This window comes from Mesorhizobium sp. WSM1386 (genome assembly GCF_055901595.1).
Genome location: NZ_CM148373.1, coordinates 968829 through 992424 on the forward strand (window position 1 = coordinate 968829; position 23596 = coordinate 992424).

Annotated in this window: 26 protein-coding genes; 13 read left to right on the forward strand and 13 right to left on the reverse strand. The window is 64.0% G+C overall.

Annotated features, from left to right (window positions below; all coding sequences use genetic code 11):
• Window positions 1-67 precede the first annotated feature (67 nt).
• From AC0NIH_RS04640 to AC0NIH_RS04650, 3 genes are all read right to left on the reverse strand, one after another.
• On the reverse strand, window positions 68-571 hold the full coding sequence (locus tag AC0NIH_RS04640; protein ID WP_013892215.1) for an invasion associated locus B family protein: 504 nt from the start codon (window positions 569-571) through the stop codon (window positions 68-70).
• Window positions 572-843: 272 nt separating this feature from the next.
• Entirely contained in the window at window positions 844-1206 is a 363-nt protein-coding gene (locus AC0NIH_RS04645) for a YkvA family protein (protein ID WP_023778919.1), read from the reverse strand.
• Window positions 1207-1344: 138 nt separating this feature from the next.
• A complete protein-coding gene (locus AC0NIH_RS04650) occupies window positions 1345-1641 on the reverse strand; it encodes a 4a-hydroxytetrahydrobiopterin dehydratase (RefSeq protein WP_473460799.1) in 297 nt (98 codons plus the stop codon).
• A 91-nt stretch (window positions 1642-1732) separates the two neighbouring features.
• On the opposite strand from AC0NIH_RS04650, the gene AC0NIH_RS04655 reads away from it, so the two are divergent.
• A complete protein-coding gene (locus AC0NIH_RS04655) occupies window positions 1733-2251 on the forward strand; it encodes a low molecular weight protein-tyrosine-phosphatase (RefSeq protein WP_084018731.1) in 519 nt (172 codons plus the stop codon).
• On the opposite strand, the gene thpR is transcribed toward AC0NIH_RS04655, so the two are convergent.
• Entirely contained in the window at window positions 2155-2751 is a 597-nt protein-coding gene (gene thpR, locus AC0NIH_RS04660) for an RNA 2',3'-cyclic phosphodiesterase (protein ID WP_013892219.1), read from the reverse strand. The two genes, AC0NIH_RS04655 and thpR, sit on opposite strands and share 97 nt — an antisense overlap.
• 130 nt (window positions 2752-2881) lie before the next feature.
• Window positions 2882-3526: an arylesterase gene (locus AC0NIH_RS04665; RefSeq protein ID WP_473460801.1), complete on the reverse strand. Its 645-nt coding sequence runs from the start codon at window positions 3524-3526 to the stop codon at window positions 2882-2884.
• Window positions 3527-3613: 87 nt separating this feature from the next.
• On the opposite strand from AC0NIH_RS04665, the gene AC0NIH_RS04670 reads away from it, so the two are divergent.
• The 4 genes from AC0NIH_RS04670 to AC0NIH_RS04685 all read left to right on the forward strand — a co-directional run bounded on the left by AC0NIH_RS04670 (window position 3614) and on the right by AC0NIH_RS04685 (window position 8567).
• Entirely contained in the window at window positions 3614-4309 is a 696-nt protein-coding gene (locus AC0NIH_RS04670) for an ABC transporter ATP-binding protein (protein WP_473460803.1), read from the forward strand.
• A gap of 2 nt (window positions 4310-4311) precedes the next feature.
• Window positions 4312-6873 carry an ABC transporter permease gene (locus AC0NIH_RS04675; protein ID WP_473460804.1) on the forward strand — a complete coding sequence of 854 codons (2562 nt, stop codon included), beginning with the start codon at window positions 4312-4314 and terminating at the stop codon, window positions 6871-6873.
• A gap of 227 nt (window positions 6874-7100) precedes the next feature.
• Window positions 7101-7874 (forward strand): Bax inhibitor-1/YccA family protein, encoded by a 774-nt coding sequence (locus AC0NIH_RS04680; RefSeq protein WP_023768411.1) that lies wholly within the window; start codon window positions 7101-7103, stop codon window positions 7872-7874.
• A 117-nt stretch (window positions 7875-7991) separates the two neighbouring features.
• Window positions 7992-8567: a GNAT family N-acetyltransferase gene (locus AC0NIH_RS04685; RefSeq protein WP_473460806.1), complete on the forward strand. Its 576-nt coding sequence runs from the start codon at window positions 7992-7994 to the stop codon at window positions 8565-8567.
• A gap of 151 nt (window positions 8568-8718) precedes the next feature.
• Here AC0NIH_RS04685 and AC0NIH_RS04690 read toward each other — a convergent pair whose 3' ends face one another.
• Complete coding sequence (locus AC0NIH_RS04690) at window positions 8719-9105, reverse strand: DUF2794 domain-containing protein (RefSeq protein WP_013892225.1); 387 nt, start codon at window positions 9103-9105, stop codon at window positions 8719-8721.
• 502 nt (window positions 9106-9607) lie between these two features.
• Between AC0NIH_RS04690 and AC0NIH_RS04695 the strand changes: the two genes are divergently transcribed.
• Window positions 9608-10993, forward strand: coding sequence for an NAD(P)/FAD-dependent oxidoreductase (locus tag AC0NIH_RS04695; RefSeq protein WP_473460808.1), 1386 nt, complete (start codon window positions 9608-9610; stop codon window positions 10991-10993).
• A gap of 7 nt (window positions 10994-11000) precedes the next feature.
• On the opposite strand, the gene AC0NIH_RS04700 is transcribed toward AC0NIH_RS04695, so the two are convergent.
• Entirely contained in the window at window positions 11001-11783 is a 783-nt protein-coding gene (locus AC0NIH_RS04700) for a DUF1223 domain-containing protein (RefSeq protein WP_473460810.1), read from the reverse strand.
• A 178-nt stretch (window positions 11784-11961) separates the two neighbouring features.
• Between AC0NIH_RS04700 and AC0NIH_RS04705 the strand changes: the two genes are divergently transcribed.
• Window positions 11962-12633 (forward strand): ceramidase domain-containing protein, encoded by a 672-nt coding sequence (locus AC0NIH_RS04705; protein WP_473460812.1) that lies wholly within the window; start codon window positions 11962-11964, stop codon window positions 12631-12633.
• Window positions 12634-12687: 54 nt separating this feature from the next.
• Here the strand turns inward: AC0NIH_RS04705 and acnA are convergent, their stop codons facing one another.
• A complete protein-coding gene (gene acnA, locus AC0NIH_RS04710) occupies window positions 12688-15378 on the reverse strand; it encodes an aconitate hydratase AcnA (RefSeq protein ID WP_224732379.1) in 2691 nt (896 codons plus the stop codon).
• A gap of 285 nt (window positions 15379-15663) precedes the next feature.
• Between acnA and ccmA the strand changes: the two genes are divergently transcribed.
• The 4 genes from ccmA (at window position 15664) to AC0NIH_RS04730 (ending at window position 18013) form a co-directional block, all read left to right on the forward strand.
• Complete coding sequence (ccmA, locus tag AC0NIH_RS04715; protein WP_473460815.1) at window positions 15664-16272, forward strand: heme ABC exporter ATP-binding protein CcmA; 609 nt, start codon at window positions 15664-15666, stop codon at window positions 16270-16272.
• 193 nt (window positions 16273-16465) lie between these two features.
• A complete protein-coding gene (ccmB, locus tag AC0NIH_RS04720; protein WP_023768421.1) occupies window positions 16466-17131 on the forward strand; it encodes a heme exporter protein CcmB in 666 nt (221 codons plus the stop codon).
• A gap of 139 nt (window positions 17132-17270) precedes the next feature.
• Window positions 17271-17441 carry a heme exporter protein CcmD gene (gene ccmD, locus AC0NIH_RS04725; RefSeq protein ID WP_023778908.1) on the forward strand — a complete coding sequence of 57 codons (171 nt, stop codon included), beginning with the start codon at window positions 17271-17273 and terminating at the stop codon, window positions 17439-17441.
• On the forward strand, window positions 17438-18013 hold the full coding sequence (locus AC0NIH_RS04730; protein WP_473460818.1) for a DsbE family thiol:disulfide interchange protein: 576 nt from the start codon (window positions 17438-17440) through the stop codon (window positions 18011-18013). Before ccmD ends, AC0NIH_RS04730 begins: the two co-directional genes overlap by 4 nt.
• A gap of 152 nt (window positions 18014-18165) precedes the next feature.
• Here the strand turns inward: AC0NIH_RS04730 and AC0NIH_RS04735 are convergent, their stop codons facing one another.
• The gene (locus tag AC0NIH_RS04735; protein WP_013892234.1) at window positions 18166-18333 is read right to left on the reverse strand and encodes a hypothetical protein; all 168 of its coding nucleotides are present in this window, start codon (window positions 18331-18333) and stop codon (window positions 18166-18168) included.
• 292 nt (window positions 18334-18625) lie between these two features.
• Here AC0NIH_RS04735 and AC0NIH_RS04740 point away from each other — a divergent pair, with 292 nt between their 5' ends.
• Both AC0NIH_RS04740 and AC0NIH_RS04745 read left to right on the forward strand, forming a co-directional pair.
• On the forward strand, window positions 18626-19546 hold the full coding sequence (locus AC0NIH_RS04740) for an SMP-30/gluconolactonase/LRE family protein (protein WP_013892235.1): 921 nt from the start codon (window positions 18626-18628) through the stop codon (window positions 19544-19546).
• 176 nt (window positions 19547-19722) lie between these two features.
• Window positions 19723-19929: a tautomerase family protein gene (locus tag AC0NIH_RS04745; RefSeq protein WP_013892236.1), complete on the forward strand. Its 207-nt coding sequence runs from the start codon at window positions 19723-19725 to the stop codon at window positions 19927-19929.
• A gap of 168 nt (window positions 19930-20097) precedes the next feature.
• On the opposite strand, the gene AC0NIH_RS04750 is transcribed toward AC0NIH_RS04745, so the two are convergent.
• Genes AC0NIH_RS04750 through ftsY form a run of 4 tightly spaced genes read right to left on the reverse strand, consistent with a single transcriptional unit; the run spans window position 20098 to window position 23451 of the window.
• Window positions 20098-20631: an NADPH-dependent FMN reductase gene (locus AC0NIH_RS04750; protein ID WP_473461156.1), complete on the reverse strand. Its 534-nt coding sequence runs from the start codon at window positions 20629-20631 to the stop codon at window positions 20098-20100.
• 41 nt (window positions 20632-20672) lie between these two features.
• Complete coding sequence (locus tag AC0NIH_RS04755; RefSeq protein WP_473460821.1) at window positions 20673-21293, reverse strand: pyridoxamine 5'-phosphate oxidase family protein; 621 nt, start codon at window positions 21291-21293, stop codon at window positions 20673-20675.
• A 55-nt stretch (window positions 21294-21348) separates the two neighbouring features.
• Window positions 21349-22023, reverse strand: a complete 675-nt coding sequence (locus AC0NIH_RS04760; RefSeq protein WP_473460823.1) for a septation protein A — start codon at window positions 22021-22023, stop codon at window positions 21349-21351.
• Between the two features lie 51 nt (window positions 22024-22074).
• Window positions 22075-23451: a signal recognition particle-docking protein FtsY gene (ftsY, locus tag AC0NIH_RS04765; protein ID WP_474025258.1), complete on the reverse strand. Its 1377-nt coding sequence runs from the start codon at window positions 23449-23451 to the stop codon at window positions 22075-22077.
• Between the last annotated feature and the right edge of the window lie 145 nt (window positions 23452-23596).

Here is a 23596-nt window from a genome sequence, read left to right on the forward strand (position 1 = left end):
CGCAGGGGCCGAAAAAGCAAAAGGCCGGGCTTTGCGGCCCGGCCTCCGGTTCAAATATGGTTCGTGCCTATTTGCACTTGGCGATCGACGACAGCGCCGCCGAGATGCCCTTCAGCGAGAAGACATAGGAGGTCGGGTTGCCGCGGCCGGACTTCGCCGAAACCTTCATGTCGCTGCCGGTCTTCATGGCGGCGATCAGCACCGGCTCCTCGGCGGCGTTCTCGACCCAGGCCGACTTGCCGCGCGTGAACATCGAGAAGGATTTCTTGTCGATGGTGACGGTGGCCTTGGAGCCTTCCTGGAAATTGTAGCCGGCGATGAACTGCGGCTCGTAGGAGACCTGCTGGCCGGGGCGCTGGCTGACGAAAAAGAACATGTCGCCATGATCGAGCGTCGGCGGCTGCTTGTCGGTCGGCACGGTCAGCACATAGCAGACCTTGCCGCCCGACGCCTGGTAGCTGTAGGTGCCCCAGGCATTGTGCTGGCCGATCTTGGTCGCCTGCTGCGCCAGCGCCGGCGCTGCAAAGGCCACCAAGGCCAGACCCGAGACTAGTGCAATCAATCCGCGCATCGTTTTTCCCGTATTCCAAATGGTGCGGAGGCGGGCCGCATGGCGTCCTGCCGTCGCTTCATTTTGATTTAATCTGGGTTACCAAACGGTGAACTTCTCTGAGAAAAGGACACTCACCCTAGGAAACCGCCGCCATTTTCGCGCCGCCGCCTTGTCAGCGGCTGGCGCGACGTCCCTTCGGCGACTTGGAGGCCACGAAAGCGGCAAGAGTTTGACTTTTTTGCCGGGCCTCCGAACGCCTGTATCCAGAGGCCTGGCGGGCATCGGGACGCTCAGCCCTTGTCGGCGATGGCATCCCTGGCGGCCTGTCGATGCGCCGGCGTGATGTGGGCGCTGACGGCGGTAATCGCGGCGGTCAGCACGGCAATGTCGTCGGTGAAGCCGAGCCCGAAGATGAAGTCGGGGATCAGGTCGACCGGCAGCACGAAATAGCCGAGCGCCGCCACCAATATGCCCTTGGCGCGCAGCGGCGTGTTCTTGTCCATGGCGCAGTAATAGGCGGCGACGACGTCTTCCATGAACGGAATCTGCCGCGCTGCCTTCTTGGCCGTGCGCCAGAATTTCTCGCGCACTTCGCCCTCGCCGGCGAGCTTGTCGCCAAAGCCGAAGAAATCAAAACCGGATTCTTGCGCCATCAATCGCTCCTCGCGGGTCTCATGCGCATCCAAGCGCACGCCTCGCGAGCGAAAATGTGGTGAAAGCCGAACCCCGCTGCAAGATGCCGGTGCCGATTTGGCGATCCGCGCCCGGTTGCGGGCATGAAAAGGTAATGTTCAGCCGCCGGCAAAGCGGTTCATCTTCTTCGCCAACTCGATGTCGAGTGCCGTCAGGCCGCCGGCATCATGGGTGTTGAGCGTGACCTCGACCGTCTTGTAGACGTTCGACCATTCGGGGTGGTGGTCCATCTTTTCCGCGGCAAGCGCGACGCGGGTCATGAAGGCGAAGGCCTCGGAGAAATTCTTGAAGGTGAAGGTGCGGCTGATGGATCCTGCATCTGCGGCCAGTGACCAGCCATCGAGCCCGGTCAGCGCTGCTTCGGCGGCTTGCCTGTCCAGTTTCTCTCTCGCCATGTTCTTTTCCCATGCTATCTCGATTGAAGTCGTCACCATAATGCATGTCGCGGTTTTGGGATAACGACATGCGCAACGAAATTCCGGATCGATGAGCGCGAAGCCGATAAAATCCATTCTGTTCGTTTGCCTCGGCAATATCTGCCGTTCGCCACTGGCCGAGGGCGTGTTTCGCGCGGTCTGGGCGGAGCGCGGGCTTGGCCGGGACATCCTGCTCGATTCGGCCGCCACAAGCGGCTGGGAGGTCGGCTCCGCTCCCGATCCGCGCTCGATGGCGATTGCCGTGCATCACGGCATCGACATTTCCGCGCAGCGGGCACGCCGGATCACGTCGCAGGATTTTCACCGCTTCGACCTGATCCTGGGCATGGACCGATCAAATGTTCGCGACCTGAAGGCGCTGGCGCCGGCGGTGATGCGCGAGCGCATACACCTGTTCCTGGACTTCGCGCAGGGAAAACCGCGCGACGTGCCGGATCCCTATTACGACGGTCAGCAGGCTTTCGCCGAGGTCTACCGCATGATCCGCGAGGCGTCGGAGGCGCTGGCGACCCGGCTGGCCGGGCGGGCGTCGGTGCTCGACAGCGGCCAGGCTTCCTCGACGATATAGGGTCCTCCGCCGACCGAATCGCGCGACGACATCAACACGAAGCGGCCGATGCGGAACGGCAGGGTCGAGAAATTGCCGCGCGCCGACAGATATTGGGCGACGTCCAGCGGGCTCGAATTGCGCAGCCTTGCAAGTGTGACATGCGGCATGAATTTGCGCGGGTCGGCAGGGATGCCGAGCCGCTGGCAGATGCGATCGATTTCCCCCTGAAGTGCCGCCAGATCGGGCGAAGCCGACACGCCGGCCCACACCGCATGCGGCTTTTTCTGGCCGAAAGCACCGACGCCGGTCAGGGTCAGCGAGAAGGACGGGCGGTGGACGCGGTCGAGCGCGTTGGCGATCTCGTCGGCGACATGGCCCTCGACATCGCCGATGAAACGCAGCGTCAGATGATAGTTTTCGACATCGATCCAGCGCGCCCCTGGCAGGCCACCCCTCAAAAGGGACAGCGAAAGGGCGGCGTCACGCGGAATTTCGAGGGCGGTGAAAAGACGCGGCATGAAAAGCCTCCCTTCCTCGAATCGAAACTGTCACCCGTAGCGAATCATCGATAATCAAATGGAGCAAGTGGTTTGTTGATCGCAGGTCCTTAACTAAGCTTCCGCACCGGAAGTTGTTCCGGTTCGGTCCTTACGAAGCTTTCGGGGCAGCCGCGATGGCCTTCTCGACCGTCGGCAGGATGCGCTCGACCATCCGGTCGATGCCTTTGACGCTCGGATGCAAGCCATCCTCGAGCTGCATGCCGGGCTGTCCGGCGACGCCGTCGAGGAAGAATGGATAAAGGTCGATGTCGTATTTCTTCGCAAGGCCCGGGAAAATGGCGTCGAAGGCGTTCTGATAGTCGGCGCCGAGATTGGGCGCGGCGCGCATGCCGGCCAGCAGCACCGCGATCTTGCGCTCCTTCAACTTGGCCAGCATCTCGTCGAGGTTCTTCCTGGTGATGTCGGGCGCGACGCCGCGCAGCATGTCGTTGGCGCCAAGTTCGAGGATGACCAGCCGCGTGCCGTCGGGCACCGACCAGTCGAGCCGCGCCAGGCCGCCGCTGGTGGTGTCGCCCGAAACGCCGGCATTGGCGACAGCCACATCATGGCCCTTGGCACGAAGGACTGCCTGCAATTTGTCGGTAAACCCCTCGTCGGGTCCGAGGCCGAAACCCGCCATCAGGCTGTCACCGAAGCCGACGATCTTGAAAGGCTCGGCGCGCGCCGACGAAATGGCGCCGCAAATGGCGAGGAAAACGATCACGCCTGCGGCAATGCGGCGTTTGAAAGACATGCGGCAGGCCCCATATGAGCAAACGAATTCTTCCGGCGACGGCTTCCGGCAAGCAGAGCCTTCCCTCCCATATAGGACGCTTTCATTTTGACAGAAGCCGTCATCGAGTTGAAAGACGTATCCCTTACGCTCGGTGAAGGCGTTTCCTCCGTCCATGTGCTGAAGGGCATCAGCCTCGAGGTGGCGCGCGGCGAAGCGACCGGCATCGTCGGCCCGTCGGGCTCCGGCAAGTCGACCTTGCTGATGGTGCTGGCAGGCCTGGAGCGGATCGATTCGGGCACGGTACGGATCGCCGGCGAACTGCTCAACGGCAAAAGCGAGGACCAGATTGCTTCGTTTCGAGGCCGAAACATCGGCATCGTGTTCCAGTCTTTTCACCTCATTCCCAACATGACAGCGCTCGAAAATGTCGCCGTGCCGCTCGAGCTGGCCGGCCACGCCGATCCGTTTTCGGTGGCGGAGCGCGAATTGGCGGCGGTTGGCCTCAGCGACCGCGTCACCCATTATCCCGGCGAACTTTCGGGCGGCGAACAGCAGCGCGTGGCGATTGCCCGGGCGCTGGCGCCGTCGCCGCGCATTCTCATCGCCGACGAGCCGACCGGCAATCTCGACCAGGCGACGGGGCGGCAGGTCGCCGATCTCCTGTTCGCCAAGGCGGCCGAGCGCGGCATGACGCTGGTGCTGGTCACCCATGATCCGTCTCTTGCGGCGCGCTGCTCACGCCAGGTCTCGATGCGCTCCGGCCTGATCGAGGACGCGCCCTTGCTCAAAGTGACGGCCTAGCCATGGCGGAAAAGGCTGACTGGTCGCGGACCTTTTCACTCGCCGTCCGCTTCTCGCTGCGCGAAATGCGCGGCGGCCTTTCCGGCTTCCTGATCTTCCTCGCCTGCATCGCGCTTGGCGTCGCGGCGATCGGCGGCGTCAATTCGGTGGCGCGCTCGATCAGTGCCGGCGTCGCCAGCCAAGGCCAGACGCTGCTTGGCGGCGACCTTCGCTTCCAGATCAACCAGCGTGGCGCCAGCCCGGCCGAACGCGGCTTCCTCGACGGGCTGGGTGCGGTCTCGCGCACCGCCAGCATGCGCTCGATGGCGCGTCTGGCCGACGGGTCCGACCAGGCGCTGGTCGAGGCCAAGGCCGTCGACGACGCCTACCCTCTCTACGGCGCGCTGGAAACCGAGCCGGCGCTGACGGAACAGGAATTGTTCGGGAGGCAATTCGGCGTTTTTGGTGCGGCCGCGCCCGATCTCTTGTTCGAGCGGCTGCATGTCAAGCTCGGCGACCGGCTGAAGCTCGGCACCGCCACGTTCGAACTGCGCGCCAGGCTGGTCACCGAGCCGGACGCGGTGTCCGACGGTTTCGGCTTCGCGCCGCGGCTGATGATCTCGACCGAGGCGCTGGCCGCCACCGGGCTGGTGCAGCCGGGCAGCCTGGTCGAGAACGCCTACAAGATCCGACTGCCGGCTGACGCCGACGAAGCGCGGCTGAAAGCCATCCAGGACCAGGCGGCAAAGGATTTTCCCGAGGCCGGCTGGTCGATCCGCACGCGCGGCAATGCCGCGCCGGCGCTGTCGGCCAACATCGAACGGTTCTCGCAGTTTCTGACGCTGGTCGGGCTGACGGCGCTGGTGGTCGGCGGCGTCGGCGTCGCCAATGCGGTGCGCGCCTATCTTGACGGCAAGCGCGGCGTCATCGCCACCTTCAAGAGCCTTGGCGCTTCCGGCGGCTTCGTCTTTACCGTCTACCTCGTGCAGATCCTGATCATCGCGGCCCTTGGCATCGTGCTCGGCCTTGTCATCGGGGCGCTGATGCCGTTCGCGGCAAGCGCTGCCCTGCAGTCCGTCATTCCGGTGCCGGCGCAAGGTGGCTTCTATCCCGGCGCGCTCGGCATGGCGGCGCTGTTCGGGCTGCTGGTGACGCTGGCATTCGCGCTGCTGCCGCTCGGCCGCGCCCGCGACGTGCCGGCGACCGCGCTGTTCCGGGAGATGGGGATGGAAGGCCGTGGCCGGTCGCGCCTCGTCTACGTCGCTTCGGCGCTTGGCATCGCGCTGTTCCTGGCGGCGTTGGCGATCCTGTTCTCGGGCGACCAGCGCATCGCCTCCATCTTTGTCGGGGCCACGATCTTCGCCTTCCTGGTGCTGCGCCTCGTCGGCGCGCTGGTGCAGTGGGCGGCGAGGAAGAGCCCGCGTGTGCGCTCCGTGGCGCTCCGGCTTGCCGTCGGCAACATCCACCGGCCCGGCGCCTTGACGCCGTCGGTGGTGCTGTCGCTGGGGCTCGGGCTGACGCTATTGGTGACGCTGGCGCTGATCGACGGCAATCTGCGGCGGCAGATATCCGGCAACCTGCCCGAGCGGGCGCCGAACTTCTTCTTCGTCGACATCCAGGGCAGTGATGTCGACGCGTTCTCCGCCCTAATCGGCAAGGAGGCACCACGGGGCACGCTGGCCAAGGTGCCGATGCTGCGTGGCCGGGTGATGGCGCTGAACGGCGTCGACGTCGACAAGGTCAAGGTGCCGGCCGAAGGCGCCTGGGTGCTGAAAGGCGATCGCGGCCTCACCTATGACGCGAAACAGCCTGAAAACGCGACGCTGACCGAGGGCAAATGGTGGCCGGACAATTATTCCGGCGAGCCGCTGGTCTCGTTTTCGGCGCAGGAGGGCAAGGAAATCGGGCTGAAGCTCGGTGACACCGTCACCGTCAATGTTCTCGGCCGCAACGTCACGGCCAGGATCGCCAGTTTCCGCCAGGTCGAATGGGAGACGATGGGCATCAATTTCGTCATGGTGTTCTCGCCCAACACATTCACTGGCGCCCCGCATGGGTGGATGGCGACGCTGACCGAAAAGAGCGCCACGACGGCCGACGATGCGCGCATCCTCAATGCCGTCACCCGCGCCTTCCCGGCGGTGACGACGGTGCGCGTGAAGGATGCGCTCGATGTCGTCAACCGGCTGGTCGGCCAGCTCGGCACGGCGATCAGGGCCGCAGCCGGGGTGGCGCTGATCGCCTCGGTGCTGGTGCTGGCCGGCGCGCTCGCCGCCGGCAACCGGGCGCGCATCCATGACGCGGTGGTGCTGAAGACGCTTGGCGCGACCAGGCGAACGCTGATAACGGCATTCTCGCTGGAGTACATGCTGATCGGACTGGCCACGGCACTCTTCGCGCTGGCGGCCGGCGGGATCGCGGCCTGGTACATCGTCGCCCGCATCATGACCCTGCCATCGCATTTCATGCCGGAAGTGGCGGTCGCAACCATCGTCTTCGCGCTGGTGATCACGGTCGGCATCGGTCTTGCCGGCACCTGGCGGGTGCTCGGCCACAAGGCGGCACCGGTGCTGCGCAACCTGTAAATTCAGGGCCGGAACGGCTATCCCAGGTTAAATCTTGGTAAGGATGCCGGCCAGAAAGCCCGGGAATCGGCATTTCGGCCTCTCACGAACCGTTACATCCGGTTACGGTCTTGTTCTTGACGCGAATAACCATCATATTTCGCCACAGGCATGCTGGAGCCCCGCCAGCGGCGCCTGGGTCCGGATGGACCTGACACCGGACGGGGCAGAAGCAATAGAGGACTCCAATGGCTGAACCCATTCGCAATTATCAGACGCGCGCCGTGCCCGGCGCCGGCGTCGATATCGATCAGGGCCTGCGCGCCTACATGGTCAAGGTCTACAATCTGATGGGGCTTGGCCTCCTCATCACCGGCCTTGCCGCTGTCGGCACGATCATGCTGGCCACCACCACCGATCCGGCCTCGGCTGTCGCAACGCTGCCGAGCGGTGAAATGCTGACCTCCTTCGGCTACGCAATCTTCGGCTCGCCGCTACGCTGGGTGGTGATTCTAGCCCCGCTGGCCGCGGTGATGTTCCTGTCGTTCCGCGTCCAGTCGATGAGCGTTTCGGCGGCGCAGACGACGTTCTGGGTCTATGCCGGCCTCGTCGGCCTGTCGCTATCGTCGATCTTCCTGGTCTACACCACGGCAAGCATCGCGCAGACCTTCTTTGCCACCGCCGCGGGCTTCGGCGCGCTGTCGCTCTACGGCTACACGACCAAGCGCGACCTGACTGCGATGGGCTCGTTCCTGATCATGGGCGTGTTCGGCCTGATCATCGCGATGGTGATCAACATCTTCCTGCAGTCGTCGGCGCTGTCCTTCGCCGTCTCGGCGATCGGCGTGCTGATTTTCGCCGGCCTCACCGCCTATGACACGCAGAAGATCAAGGAGATGTATTTCGAGGGTGATGCTTCCGATGTCGCCGGCCGCAAGGCCATCATGGGCGCGTTGAGGCTCTATCTCGACTTCATCAACCTGTTCATGTTCCTGCTGCAGTTCATGGGCGACCGCCGCTAAGGCACGCATCATGGTCTGACTGGACCATCGGGTTTGGAAGGGCGGCCCAACAGCCGCCCTTTTCTTTTGCGCCGGTCTTTGCTGTTATCGAAGGCAAATGAAAGGCTTGCATAAAGAATGAGCAATATTGCGATCCGGCCGGCGACCTCGGCCGACCTCGACACCATCACAGAAATCTGTGCCGATGCGGTGAAGAACGGCACGGCGAGCTACGAACTGGAGCCGCCCAGTCGCACCGAAATGGGCAAGCGATTCGACACGCTGACGGCCGGCGGCTTCCCCTATCTGGTGGCGGAGAAGGATGGCGCCGTGCTCGGCTATGCCTATGCCGGCGCCTTCCGCCCGCGCCCGGCCTATCGCTTCGTCGTCGAGGATTCGGTCTATGTCGCGCCTGACGCCAAGGGCCAGGGTGTCGGCCTCAGACTGATGCAAAGCCTGATCGCGGCGGTGGAGGCGGCGGGCTTCCGCCAGATCGTCGCGGTGATCGGCGACGGCCATCCCGACAGCGCCTCGGTCAAGCTGCATGAAAGGCTCGGCTTCCGCCATTCAGGCCGCCTCGAGGGCTCCGGCTACAAGCACGGCCGCTGGCTGGACACGGTGTTCATGCAACTATCGCTGAATGGCGGTGCATCGCTCCCGCCCGCCGCTGATTCGTTGCCGGAGCGGAGGTTTCGCGAGGGCAGGGGGAATTGAGGAATGGAGAACTGAGGGAATTGGAGAATTGAAGAATTGAAGAAGGCGAATCATCAGGCGCTGAGTGCCTTTTTCCTCAGTTCCTCAGTTCCTCAGTTCCTCAGTTCCCCAGTTCCCCAGTTCCTCAGTTCCTCAGTTCCCCAATTCCCCCTCAGGCCTCAACAACCTTCAGCTTGCTGTCGAACACGCCAAGCACGCGGCCGAGTTCCTGGCCGCGCTTGAGGATGCGGCCGCCGGCGGCGATGACGGCGAAGGCGCCCTGCTTGCGCGCCAGTTTCGGGTCCTTGACGATCTGGAAAAGCGGCACTTCGCTGGCGCGGCGGAAGACGGAAAACACTGCTCGGTCCGTGAGATGGTCGATGGCGTAGTCGCGCCATTCGTTGGCGGCGACCATCCGTCCGTACAGCCTCAGGATCTGGTCGAGCTCGCGCCGCTCGAAGCGCACCGGCTGGTCGAGGCGCTCGCGTCGGGCCTCGTGCAGCGGGATCAATATTGCGGATGCGTCCCCATCCCCCATCCCGCCGCTGTCATCAGTCATGCCTCGATCCTTCGAAAATGAATCTTTGCCAACCAAAGTTGGCCCCTTCGCCATCGAATTGCAAGAGCCGGCGAAGCAGCGCCAGCGACGCGCCGTTTCGGTCACGTCCAGTCACATTTGCGAACCGCATGTTGGAATTGGTGATGCTTCGCCACATTTCTGCCTTTTTTTATCCGCGCTCGTGCCCCAATCTCCGACGAATTTACCGGCGTTGCCTGAGACGGTTCGGTCCGGCACCGGCTCGTAAACCCCAAGCCCCCCGCCCACGGGTCTGCGTCGGATCGAACCAACCTCGGTTTTTCCTTGGAAAAACCGGGTGCGACGATCCCAAAACCTAAATGACCGACGTCAGAAGCAAGCTGACGTCGGTTTTTTCATGCCCGCATCGCCGCGACGGCGGATTTCCCTCGACCGAGAGCCTGTTTGCGAACCCGCGCCATGATTGGCGCGACCGCTGCCTCGAATCCTGTCACGCTCACCTGAATCATTCGAGAGCATCCCCATGCAAGCCAAGCACAATGGCGACGTGTCGTTCTGGTATGCCGATATCGGCGGCATCCCGGCCTATCGCCCTGCGCTGCCCGGCGACATCGAGGCCGATATCTGCATCGTCGGCGCCGGCTACACCGGATTGTGGACGGCCTATTACCTGAAGAAGGCGCAGCCGTCGCTGCGCATCGCCATCGTCGAGAAGGAGTTCGCCGGCTTCGGCGCCTCGGGCCGCAATGGCGGCTGGCTGTCGGGCGGCTTCAGCTGGTCGCGCGAGAAATATGCGGCGTCCTCGTCGCGGGGCGCTGTCATCGACATGCAGCGCGCCATGTTCGGCACCGTCGACGAAGTGATCTCGGTGACGCAGGCCGAGGGTATCGATGCCGATATCCGCCGCGTCGACAACATCACCGTGGCCACCAACACCGCGCAGCTGCAGCGCGCCAGGGCGGAATACGATGAGCTCCTGCGCTGGGACATGCCACCGGAGAGGCTAGCCTTCCTGGACGCAGGGCAAGCGCGCGAGCGCATCGCCATCGACAAGGTGCTCGGCGGCTTCGTCGTCCGCAACGTCGCCCGTGTGCAGCCGGCCAAGCTGGTGCAGGGCCTGGCGGCGGCGGTCGTGCGATCAGGCGTTCCGATCTATGAGCAGACGCAGGTTCTGGCGATCGAAAAAGGCAAGGTGACCACCGATCGCGGCATCGTGCGCGCCGAAAAGATCCTGCGTGCCACCGAAGGATTCACGGCCGGCATTCCCGGCCTCAAGCGCCTCTGGCTGCCGTTGAACAGCGCCATCGTGGTGACCGAGCCGCTGCCGCAAAAGCTCTGGGACACGATCGGCTGGAGCGGCTACGAGGTGCTGGGCGATGCCGCGCACACCTATTGCTACGCGCAGCGCACCCGGGAAGGCCGGATCGCCATGGGCGGCCGTGGCGTGCCCTACCGTTTCGGCTCGCGCACGGACGTGCGCGGCCAGACCCAGCAGGCGACCATCGACCAGCTGCACGAGATCCTGACCAGGCTGTTGCCGCAGACCAAGGGCGTGCGCCTCGACCACGCCTGGTGCGGTACGCTCGGCGTGCCGCGCGACTGGTGCACCACCTGCGGCTTCGATCGCGAGACCGGCATCGGCTGGGCCGGCGGCTATGTCGGGCTCGGCGTTTCCAGCTCGAACCTGTCGGGCCGCACCTTGCGCGACCTCGTGCTCGGCCACGACACCGAACTGACCCGGCTGCCCTGGGTCAACCGGACGGTCAAGAAATGGGAGCCGGAACCGCTGCGCTGGCTCGGCGTCCACTCCATGTACCAGCTCTATCGCATCGCCGACCGGCGCGAGGCAAACGGTCTCGGGCGGACGTCCCGGCTCGCCGCTTTCGCGGATCGCCTGACCGGGCATTGAAGTCTTTTCAAGGCTTGTGGATGAAGGCGGCGCCGAGAATGGGGCCGGGCATGCCGTCCTTGCCGGCGGACTGCAAGAGCACGGCGCAGCCGCCCTTCTTGACGATCTCGCTTATCGGCAATTCATAGCGCTGCGCCTTGCCGTGCCACATGCCCGCGGTCTGGATGCCGGTAACCGCGTTCCAATAGGTCATCTTGCGGCCGGAGTTCTCGCCCTGGGCGATCTTGATCGTTTGCGGCGGCTCGAAATAGACGATGACGACATGGGCGTCGCTGGGGCCGGTGCCGGCATCGCCGGCATCGATGATCACACGGTCGCTGGTCCGGCTGACCTTGATGGCGACGCGCATGCCTTCGCCGGATCTGGCCATTCGGGCGAGCGCGCCGTCGACCTCGGTGCGATTGGCGCCGTTGACATGGATGCGGCCATTGAGGACCGCCTGCGGCGTGTAGACGGAGCGGCTGCCGAAGGCGCGCATGTAGTCGTACTGCCGCTCGGTGTTCTCCTTGCGGCTCAGCGTGTCCTTCCAGCCGAGATAGTCCCAGTAGTCGACGTGATAGGCGAGCGCGACAATGTCGTCCTTGGTGGCGAGTTCGGCGAAGAAGGCATCGGCCGGGGGACAGGAACTGCAGCCCTGGCTGGTGAACAGCTCGACCACGCCGAGCGGCTTGTCGGCCTGGGGTTCCGCATGCATTTTCTCGGATTCGCTGGCATGGCCAGCACCGGCAACCGCCGAGAAGGCCAGCGCAAGGGCTGCCAGCCACAGGGATCTTCGCGAGGCCATGACCATTCCAATTCCCGCCGGTGATGCCGGCTTTGTTCTGATTTGCTGAAATATGTGGCAGAAGCCGAAGTCAACGGGAAGTCACGTTGCGGTGAAATTTTGCCATTGCAGCCGCAGGTAAGGTCGCAATAGGAGTGGGCACTGCATTTCACTACGCGGTTCGATTCGGGCTGGGATCATCACCATGTGGCAAACTCTCCTGACCCCTGTCGATCTCTATTGCGAGCGGACCGGTCCTGGACTTTGGGCCGAGCCGACGAATGCTTTGACCAACCTCGCCTTCATCGCGGCGGGATTATGGGGTGTGCTCGAAGTGCGGCGGCACAAAACCGGCACCTTCGCGCAAGTGCTGGCCTGGTGGGTGGTGGCGATCGGCATCGGCTCGACGATCTTCCATATCTTTGCCACACGGGGCACGATCTGGGCCGATATCCTGCCGATCGCAAGCTTTACCCTGGCCTACACGCTGTTCAACCTGCGTCGTTTCCTCGGCATGGAGTGGGGCAAGGCGATCGCGGTCTTCGTCGTCTTCTACGCGGTTGTCGGGCTGATCACCTTCGCCGTGCCGGATTGGCTGCGCCAGGCATCGAACGGCACGACGGGCTATCTGCCGCCGTTCCTGGCGCTCGCCTTCTTCGGCGTCTGGGTGACGGTGAGCGGCAACCGCGCCGGCTGGTACAATCTGGCCGGTTCGGCGATCTTCGTGGTGTCCGTCATCTGCCGCATGATCGACCCGATGGTCTGCGGCAGCTTTCCGCTCGGCACGCATTTCCTGTGGCACATCTTCAACGGGCTGATGCTGGGTGTGCTGCTGGCGGCGGCAGCGCGGTATGGGGCGCCGAAGCAAGGGCAGTAGGCAGTAGGCAGTAGGTGTTCTACTCCCTACTGCCTAAGCCCTACTCCCTTGCCGCTACGCGGCTAGATCGCGCAGCACGTATTGCAGGATGCCGCCGTTCTTGAAGTAGTCGAGCTCGTCCAGCGTATCGATGCGGCAGATGATCGGCACGTTCTTCACCGTGCCGTCGCCATAGGTGATCTTGGCGTTCATCGTCTGGCGCGGCTTGATGGTGCTCAGGCCGTCGATCTCGACCACCTCGTCGCCCTTGAGGTTGAGTGAGGCCCATGAGGTGCCTTCCTCGAAGACGAAGGGGATGACGCCCATACCGACCAGGTTCGAGCGGTGGATGCGCTCGAAGGACTGGGCAATGACGGCGCGGACGCCAAGCAGGTTCGTTCCCTTGGCCGCCCAGTCGCGCGACGAACCGTTGCCGTATTCGACGCCGGCGAAGATGACCAGCGGCACGCCTTCCTTCTTGTATTCCATCGCCGCGTCGTAGATCGATTCCTCTTCCTTCGACGGGTAGTGGATGGTGTAGCCGCCCTCGCGGCCGTTCTCGCCCAACATGTGATTGCGGATGCGGATGTTGGCGAAGGTGCCGCGCATCATCACTTCATGATTGCCGCGGCGCGTGCCGTACTGGTTGAAGTCGGCGACGCCGACGCCGTGGTCGGTGAGGTATTTGCCGGCCGGCGACGCCGCCTTGATTGAGCCCGCCGGCGAGATGTGGTCGGTGGTGATCTTGTCGCCAAACAGGCCGAGCACGCGGGCACCCTTGATGTCGCCGATCTTGCCGAAACCGGCGGTCATGCCGGCGAAATAGGGCGGGTTCTGCACATAGGTCGAGTTGTCGTCCCAGGCATAGGTCTGGCCTTCCGGCGCCTTGACGTTCTGCCAGTATTCGTCGCCCTTGAAGACGTCGGCATATTTGCGGGCGAACAGCTCGCGGGTGACGTTCTTCTCGATGAACTCCTGGATCTCGGTCGAGCTCGGCCAGATGTCCTTGAGGTAGACCGGATTGCCGTTCTTGTCCTCGCCAAGCGGCTCGGTGGTCAGGTCCCTGGTGACAGTGCCGGCCAGCGCATGGGCGACGACCAGCGGCGGTGACGCCAGGTAGTTCGCCTGCACGTCGGGCGAGACGCGGCCTTCGAAATTGCGGTTGCCGGAGAGCACCGCGGCGGCAATCAAGCCCTTATCGTTGATGGTCTTGGAGATCGGCGCCGGCAGCGGGCCGGAATTGCCGATGCAGGTGGTGCAGCCGAAGCCGACAAGATTGAAGCCGATCTGGTCGAGCTCCTTCTGCAGGCCGGACTTTTCCAGATACTCGGCGACCACCTGGCTGCCGGGCGCCAGCGAGGTCTTGACCCACGGCTTCTGCTTGAGGCCGAGGCGGTTGGCGTTGCGCGCCAAAAGACCGGCGCCGATCAGCACGCTCGGATTCGAGGTGTTGGTGCACGACGTGATGGCGGCGATGACGACGTCGCCATGGCCGAGATCATGGTCGGTGCCTTCGACGGCATAGCGCTTGGAGATTTCGGCGGCCTTCTTGTATTCGGTCTCCATCGCCTTGGCGAAGCCGGCTGGAATGCCTTCAAGCGCGACGCGGCCTTCGGGGCGCTTGGGGCCGGCCATCGACGGCACGACGCTGCTCAGCTCGAGTTCGAGCAGGTCGGTGAAGACCGGGTCGGCCGAGCCGGCCTCGCGCCACATGCCTTGCGCCTTGGAATAGGCTTCCACCAGCGCGATGCGGCTTTCCTCGCGACCGGACATTGTCAGATAGCGGATGGTTTCCGAATCGACCGGGAAGAAGCCGCAGGTGGCGCCATATTCGGGCGCCATGTTGCCGATGGTGGCGCGGTCGGCCAGCGTCATGTTGGACAGGCCCGGGCCGAAGAACTCGACGAACTTGCCGACGACGCCCTTCTTGCGCAGCATCTGGGTGACGGTGAGCACCAGGTCGGTGGCGGTGACGCCTTCCTTGAGCTTGCCGGTGAGGCGGAAGCCGATGACTTCGGGCAGCAGCATGGAAACCGGCTGGCCGAGCATGGCCGCCTCGGCCTCGATGCCGCCGACGCCCCAGCCGAGCACGCCAAGGCCGTTGATCATGGTGGTGTGCGAATCGGTGCCGACGCAGGTGTCGGGGTAAGCGGTGGTTTCGCCGTCCTCGGTGTTGGTCCACACGACCTGGCCGAGATATTCGAGGTTGACCTGGTGGCAGATGCCGGTGCCGGGCGGCACGACGCGGAAGTTGCGGAACGCCTGCTGGCCCCATTTCAGGAACTTGTAGCGTTCCTCGTTGCGCTCGTATTCGAGCTCGACATTCCTGGCGAAGGCCAGCGGCGTGCCGAATTCGTCGACGATGACGGAATGGTCGATGACGAGGTCGACGGGCACCAGCGGGTTGATCTTCTGCGGGTCGCCGCCGAGCGAGGCCATGGCGTCGCGCATGGCGGCCAGATCAACCACGGCGGGAACGCCGGTGAAATCCTGCATCAACACCCGGGCCGGGCGGTAGGCAATCTCGACGCCGGCCGTACCCTTGTCGGTCAGCCAGCCGGCGACCGCCTGGATACTGTCCTTGGTGACCGAACGGCCGTCCTCGTTGCGCAGCAGGTTTTCGAGCAGCACCTTCATAGAATAGGGCAGCTGGGCGATGCCGGTGAGGCCGTTCTTCTCGGCCTCGACGAGGTCGAAATAGACATACTCGGCGCCGCCCGCGGTCAGGGTGCGGCGGCAGTTGAAGCTATCGAGGGATTTTGACACGTGCGATCCGTCCTTGTCTGTTCAGCCTGAAAGGGAACGGACGCCGATGGCATGCAATCACGCGCAAAGGTGCGGGTACGGCCATTTCCGCTGTCCGTTCCCAAGCAACCCGAGCCGTTCAAGGCGGCGCGTGCGCTGGTTCGGCGCAAATTCTGTTCCCGCGCCGACCGCTGGCACGGATGCACCGCATATAGAGAATTTTCTGGAATAGTTCTAGACAGTTGCGGAGCAAATTTGTGCGATGCGGCAGCGCTCGCGAAACATTGATTTCAGGGCAGGCGAGGGATGCGGCTGATCGCCGAAAATCTGGGCGGCGAACGCGGCGGCGAGACGGTGTTTTCCGGCGTCGGTTTTGCGCTCGACCAAGGCCAGGCGCTGGTCGTCACCGGGCCGAACGGATCGGGCAAATCGACCTTGCTCAGGATCGTCGCCGGGCTGTTGCCGGTGGCCGAAGGCCGGTTGCTGCTCGAAGGCGGCGGCGAGGTTTTTCCGTCCATTGCCTCGGCCTGCCATTATCTTGGCCACCACAATGCGATGAAGCCGGCGCTGAGCGTGGCGGAAAACCTGCGCTTCTGGCGCGATTTCAACGGTGGCGGAGACGTCGGCGTCGACGAGGCGCTGGAGACCGTCGGGCTCGGCGGCATCGGCCATCTGCCGTTCGGCTATCTCTCGACAGGACAGAGGCGGCGCGCGGCGATTGCCAAGCTTCTGGTCAGCCAGCGGCCGCTGTGGCTGCTCGATGAGCCGACGGCGGGGCTGGACAAGGCTTCGGAGACGCGGTTTGCGGGGCAGATGGCGAGGCATTGTGCTGGGGGCGGGTTGATTGTCGCGGCGACGCATCTGCCGTTGGGATTGGATGGGGCGAAGACGTTGGTGATGGGGGAAACAGATTGATGATTGTGCGAGGCACCCCCCTCTGTCCTGCCGGACATCTCCCCCGCAAGGAGGGAGATCGGATGTTGTCTCGGCCTTCGCCAATCTTCAACGTTCAAAGGCTGGGGAGCCGCATGAACTGCCAATCTCCCCCCTTGCGGGGGAGATTGCCGGCAGGCCAGAGGGGGGTGCCTGGGCGCCGACATCTCACATCATGCTAGCCCTCTTCGCCCGCGACATCCGCCTCAACATCCGCGCCGGCGGCGGGGCGCTGACCGGCGTCATCTTCTTCCTGGCCGTCATCGCCACCATTCCGTTCGGCGTTGGACCGGACCTGAAGCTGCTTTCCCGCATCGGCCCGGCGATATTGTGGATAGGCGCGCTGCTGTCCTGCCTGCTCGGGCTCGACCGGCTGTTCCAGGCCGATCGCGAGGATGGCTCGCTCGATCTCCTGGTGCTCGGCAACGACCGGCACATGCTGGCGCTGACGGTGCTGGTGAAATGCCTGGCGCATTGGGCGGGCAGCGTGCTGCCGCTGGTGGTCGCGGCTCCCTTGCTTGGTCTGTTCATGAACATGGAGCCGCTGGCGATAGGCGCCACGGCGCTGACGCTGCTGGTTGGCACGCCGGCGATCACCTTCATCGGTGCCGCCGGGGCGGCGGTGGCGGTGGCGCTGCCGCGCGGTGGGCTCTTGATCTCGGTGCTGGTGCTGCCGCTGACCATACCGGTGCTGATCTTCGGTGTTTCGGCGAGCTATGGCGCCACGGCCAATCCCGATCCGTTTTTGCAACCCTTCCTCATTCTTGCCGCGCTGACACTGTTTCTTGCTGTGCTGGGGCCGGTGTCGGCGGCGCTGGCCTTGCGCCACGGTACGGATTGATGCGGCAGTACAAGCCTGCAGAAGACCATGGGCCTGAGGACTGCGGCGCGGCGTCCGATTGCGAAGCTGCCGATGCGCGGCTAAGGGAAAGCATGATCGAACGACGGTTGAATGGAGACGCTGGAATGGAGCGGACCGCATGAGTGCGCATGCGCTCTATGTCGCCGCGGCCTATGCCATCACCGCGTTGGTTCTGGCCGGGCTGATCGGCTGGATCCTGCTCGACCAGCGGGCGCGCAGGCGCGAGCTCGCCGAACTCGAAGCAGCCGGCGTGAAGCGCCGTTCCGACAAGGGGACGGCAAAGCCGTGAGTAACGAAACCGAAACACCGTCACGCAGCCGGCGCCTGTTCGTGCTCTTGCCGCTGCTGGTCTTCCTCGGCCTGGCAGGACTGTTCCTGTCGCAGCTATTGTCGGGGCGCGATATTTCGGAAGTGCCGTCGGCGCTGATCGGCCTGCCGGCGCCGCAGACCAACCTGCCGGCGCTGGAAGGATCGAACCTGCCGGGGCTCGATTCCAAGACCTTCGCCGGCAAGGTCACGCTGGTCAACGTCTTTGCGTCGTGGTGCGCGCCATGCCGCGAAGAGCACCCGGTGCTTCTGGCGCTGTCGCAGGACAAGCGGTTCGTGATGGCGGCGCTGAACTACAAGGACCGGCCGGAGAACGCCCGACGGTTCCTGGGCGATCTCGGCAATCCGTTCCAGGCCATCGGTGTCGACGAGGCCGGCCGTGCGGCGATCGACTGGGGTGTCTATGGCGTGCCGGAAACCTTCGTCATCGGCAAGGACGGCAAGATCGCCTACAAGCATGTCGGCCCGCTGACGGCGGAGACGGCAAGGGATTTGTTGCTGCCACAGATCGACAAGGCGCTCGCGGCGCATTGATATTCAGGTGATGCCGGCCTGCAAACGGCGGCTTCCTGCGCTTCCGGTGCTCACGTACGAAAAGTACGCTCCGCTCCGGTTCTCAGAATCCACCGTTTTCGTCTCGGCCTGACCTGAATCTCAACGCGCCGGGGTGGCGCAAGGTCAAGAACTCAGCCGTAGATCTGCTTGTGGATCTGGTAGAGCATTTCCGAGCGATCAGCGCGCATGTCGGCGAGGTCGCGGCTGGAAAAGCTGTCGATTTCGGCGACGAGGCGGTTGTAGTGCTTGCGCTTGGCGATGCTGGTGCGAGCGCGGGTCATGAGATCGTTGAAGATCATAGCAAGGGTCCTTCTGTGCCGCATTCTGGCGGCGGGTTCTTCCTCCCTTGGCAGTACGGAACATGACATAGTATTGGTGCGTTGCAAAAAGAAGATGTTGCAATGCACCATTGCGCGTAGTGCATAGCCGGTTAATCGGATCCTAAAGCGCGTTCGGGTCGGCGGCGTGTGCCGAGCCAGGTCGACCGGCTGCTTCCTCTCCGTTTTGTCATACAAATTGCAGGCGTCCCGTCTTGCCATATCGATCGCGGGCTGGCTTGATCCGGCGTCACGTGATGCCGGGAGGAAATGCATGGCGGCCGCAGACTATTACGAAATTCTCGATCCGCGCTTCGCGCGCCTGTTCAACGGCAACGCGCAGGTGGAAAAGCTGTTCACCGGATGCCGCTGGGCGGAAGGACCGGCCTGGTTCGCCGCCGGTCGTTATGTCGTCTGGTCCGACATCCCGAACAACCGCATGCTGCGCTACGACGAGACGGACGGCAGCGTCAGCGTGTTCCGGCAGCCGTCGGGCAATTCGAACGGCAACACCGTCGATCGGCAGGGCCGGCTGGTGACGTGCGAGCACTCCGGCCGCCGCGTCAGCCGTACCGAGCATGACGGCTCGGTCACAACGATTGCCGCCAAATGGAAGGGCAAGCGGCTGAACTCGCCCAATGACGCGGTGGTGAAGTCCGACGGTTCGATCTGGTTCACCGATCCGACCTACGGCATCGACACCGATTATGAGGGCGACAAGGCCGAGAGCGAGATCGGTGCCTGCCACGTCTACCGGGTCGATCCCGATACCGGCGAGATCGAGGCGGTCATCACCGATATGGTCAGACCCAACGGGCTCGCCTTTTCGCTGGACGAGAGCCTGCTCTATGTCGTCGACACCGGCCGCACGCATGGCGCCGAGAACCCGGCGCATATGCGGGTCTTCAATGTCGGCAAGCACGGGAAGAAGGTGTCGGGCGGCAAGGTCTTCGCCGACTGCACGGCCGGCCTGTTCGACGGTTTCCGGCTCGACGCGGACGGGCGCATTTGGACCAGCGCCGCCGACGGCATCCATTGCTACGATCCGGACGGCACGCTGATCGGCAAGGTCAAGGTGCCGGAGGTGACCGCCAATTGCGTGTTCGGCGGCAATAAGCTGAACTGTCTCTACATCGCCGGCACCACCTCGCTCTACATGGTGCGGCTGATGGTGAACGGAGCCAAGACTTTTTGAGTGAGACCGTTTGGAAATTCTACTCTTACGGCCATCTGAAGGCGTTTTCTGCGCTTCCGGTGCTCACGTACCCAGTACGCTCCGCTCCGGTTCTCGAAACCACCATCATATGACTCGCCAGAGCGAATTTCGAAACGGTCTCTCAACGGCGTTAGCCATTTGAAGGGGAGGACGTCATGCCATTCGTCAACATCCGCATCGTCAAGGAAGTGATCGCCGCCGATCCGGCAGGCAAGAAGGCTGACATCGCCAAGAAAGTCACGGCCGCGATCATGGACGCCACCGGGCTCGGCAATGACGATGTCTGGGTGGTATTCGAAGAGGTCAACGCCCGCGACTGGTATGTCGGCAAGACCGATGTGGAGACGTTGCGGAAGGGGTAGGTCTTCCCTTCTCCCCTTGTGGGAGAAGGTGGGTCGGCGCGTCAGCGCCGAGACGGTTGAGGGGTGGGTGACGGAATGCCGTCGGCGCCAAGCTGGAACACTCCTCATCCGACCTCACTTCGTGAGGCCACCTTCTCCCGCAAGGGGAGAAGGAAGAGCGGGCGCCATTCAACGTGCGCGGATAAAGCCCGTGAAAGCCATAAGCGCGTCGCGCATCGCCAGCACATTCGCCGGCTCAGCCAAAATGGCCTCCACCTCCGGCGGCTTCTTGCCGAGCAGGGCAATCTCCAGCACCGCGTCCTCGTAAAGCGCGAACGACATGGTGCGCATGATCTCGGCCAGGGCGGCGCGGGCGTAGAGCGAGCGCGGCGAGGCGTGCGCCAGCATGGCTGGCTTGGCAACGGCGGCGTCGCGCGACACCAGCCAGTCGAGCGCGTTCTTCAGCCCGCCCGGCACGCCATGGGCATATTCGGGACAAGAGAGGATGACGCCGTCGGCACGGGTGACGGCGTCGATCAGCTCGGAGGCTGCGCGCGGCGTGCGCTCGTCCTCGTCGTCGGGGTTGAAGATCGGCAAGCGGCCAAGCCCGTCATAGACGGTGACGCGGCAGCCTGAAGGCGCGGTGCGCACCAGTGCTTCGACCAAGGCCGAATTGGTGGAGGCCGCCCGCAGGCTGCCGGAAATGGCGAGGATGTTCAGCACAGTCGGTGAGGCCAGTTCGGACGAATCGTGTCCGGAAAAGCCTACCACATGGACTGCTTGTATTCGTCGTCCAGCCAGCGGTCGGTCGCCTCGGCCGAATCGGCTAGTGCCAGCTGGTCGCGCAAGATCTGGCCGAGTGTCGGCAGCGTCGCGCGGTCGTACCAGGTCTCCGGCTTCCACAGGTCGGAGCGCATGAAGGCCTTGGCGCAATGCATGTAGGTGGCCTTGACGGTGACGACGATGACGCTTTGCGGCTCCTTGCCATCGACGGAAAGGCGCTCGCGCAAACCCGCGTCGACGGTGATGCGGGCATCGCCATTGACGCGCAGCGTCTCATTCATGCCGGGAATGAGGAAAAGCAGCCCGACCGAGGAATTGCGCAGGATGTTTTCCAGCGTGTCCAGCCGGTTGTTGCCGGGCCGGTCTGGAATGGCGATGGTCCTGTCGTCGAGAACGACGGCGAAGCCCGGCTTGTCGCCCTTCGGCGTTACGTCGGAATTGCCTTCGCCATCGGAGGAGCCGATCAGCACGAACGGGCTCTTGCCGATGAAGGAACGGCAATGGCCGTCGAGCGCCTTCAATTCCTTGCGAATCGAACCATCGGTCGGCCGCGGCGTCTTGTAGATGGTCCGCAGTTCCGCGCGCGTGCTGACGAATTCCATGACCCTCTCCCCTTCTTGTCTTGACGCTACTCCAGGCGGAAAACCTGGAATTGGTCTACTTGCCGGCTTTCTCTTCTCCGCCGGCCTTGTCGTCCAGCGAATGGCGCAGGATCAGCGGCATTTGGCTGAAGGTGAACAGAAGCGTGATCGGCATGATGCCCCAGACCTTGAAGGTAACCCAGGCATCGGTGGAAAAATTGCGCCACACCACTTCGTTGACGATGGCCAGGAACAGGAAGAACAGGCCCCAGCGGAAAGTGAGCTTGCGCCAGCCTTCGGCGTCGAGCTTGAAGGCGGACTCGAAGACATAGCCGAGCAGCGACCGGCCGAAGAACAGGCCGCCGAGCAGCACGCCGCCGAACAGCGTGTTGACGATGGTCGGCTTCATCTTGATGAAGATGTCGTCCTGCAGATAGAGCGTCAGCGCGCCGAAGATGAAGACGACGACGCCGGACACCAACGGCATGATCGGCAAGCTGCGAATAAGCAGCCAGGACACCACCAGCGCGATGGCCGTGGCGGCCATGAAGAGACCGGTGGCGACGAAGATCGGGCCGCCGAACTCCGCCAGCACCGGGAATTTCTCCACCAGCCATGGGCCGCGCGCATTGGCAAAGAAGAAGACCAGCAAGGGCCCAAGCTCCAGCACCAGCTTGAGTACGGGATTGACGCCTTCCTTCTTCTCTTTCTGCGGGTCGGACGGGTCGCGTTCGAGAATGGGTGGGTTCATGATCTTCCTTCTTACGCACGATCCCGTTCAAAAATTTTCGGGATCATGCCGCTACGCAACTCCAGCGATCGCCCTGGCGAATTCGCTTGCCGAGAAAGGTTCGAGGTCGTCGACCTGTTCGCCGACGCCGATGAAATAGACCGGCAATTTGTGCTTCGCCGCGATCGCCACCAGAATACCGCCGCGCGCCGTGCCGTCCAGCTTGGTCATCACCAGTCCGTTGACGCCGGCGACATTGCGGAAGATCTCGACCTGGTTGAGCGCGTTCTGGCCGGTGGTGGCGTCGACGGTCTGCAGCACGGTGTGCGGCGCTTCCGGATCGAGCTTGCCGAGCACGCGCACAATCTTTTCCAGTTCCGCCATCAGCTCGGTCTTGTTCTGCAGGCGGCCAGCGGTGTCGATGATCAGCACGTCGGAGCCGGCTTCCTTCGCCCGCTCGAAAGCATCGTAGGCGAGGCCGGCGGCATCGGCGCCAAGCTTGGAGGCGATGACCGGCGAGTTCGTGCGCTCGCCCCAGATCTTGAGTTGTTCGATCGCGGCGGCGCGGAAAGTGTCGCCGGCGGCGAGCATCACCGACAGGCCGCCATCGGTCAGCTTGGCGGCGAGCTTGCCGATGGTCGTGGTCTTGCCAGTGCCGTTGACGCCGACCACCAGGATGACATGCGGCTTGTGCGAGAGGTCGAGCTCCAGCGGCATGGCGACGTGGGTCAGCACCTTCTCCACCTCGGCCGCCATGATGGCGCGCACCTCGGTGTCGGAGACGTCCTTACCGTAGCGGCTGGAGGCTAGAGCATCGGTGACGCGCAAGGCCGTCTCCATGCCGAGATCGGCGCGGATCAGCACGTCCTCCAGGTCCTGCAGCGTCTCCTCGTCCAGCTTGCGCTTGGTGAAGACGCCGGCGATGTTGCCGGTGAGCTCGCGCGAGGAGCGGGCGAGCCCGTCGCGCATGCGCTGGAACCAGGAGTGCCTCGGCGCCGGCTCCGGCGCCTTCACCGGTTCGGCCTTCTGCTCGACCTTCTTGGTGACGGTCACCTTGCCAGGAGCGGGTTTGGGCTCCGGCGCCGGCGATGGCGGAACAGGCGTGCGCTTTACCTCCCCCTCGATGGGGGAGGTCCCGAGCGAAGCTTGGGGGTGGGAGTGACTGGCGTCGGCGTCGGCGCTGTCACCCCTCCCCGCCACTTCGTGGCGACCCTCCCCATCGAGGGGAGGGTGGGGCGTTGGCGCTTCTTCCTTCTCCCCGTCACTATACGGGGAGAAGGTGCCGGCAGGCGGATGAGGGGCGGCGCTGGCCTTTGAAGTCGGCTGTGCGGAAGGCGCGGCCGGCGGCACCTCGACAGGTGCGGGCTGTTCGGCTGGGACCTCGGCAGGCGGGACCGGCACTTCGACGGGCGCTTGTTCCGGCGGTCCCTCCGGGCGCGACGGAACAATTTCCGGCTCGGCCGGCGCGGGAGCAGGAACTTCTTGCGGCTGAGGCTCGGGAACGGGCTCCGGAGCCGCCGGGGGTACCGGAATTTCCTCTGGCGCCGGTGGCTCCGGGGTCTCTGGCGCGGGTGCCGGCTCCTCGTCCGGCTCC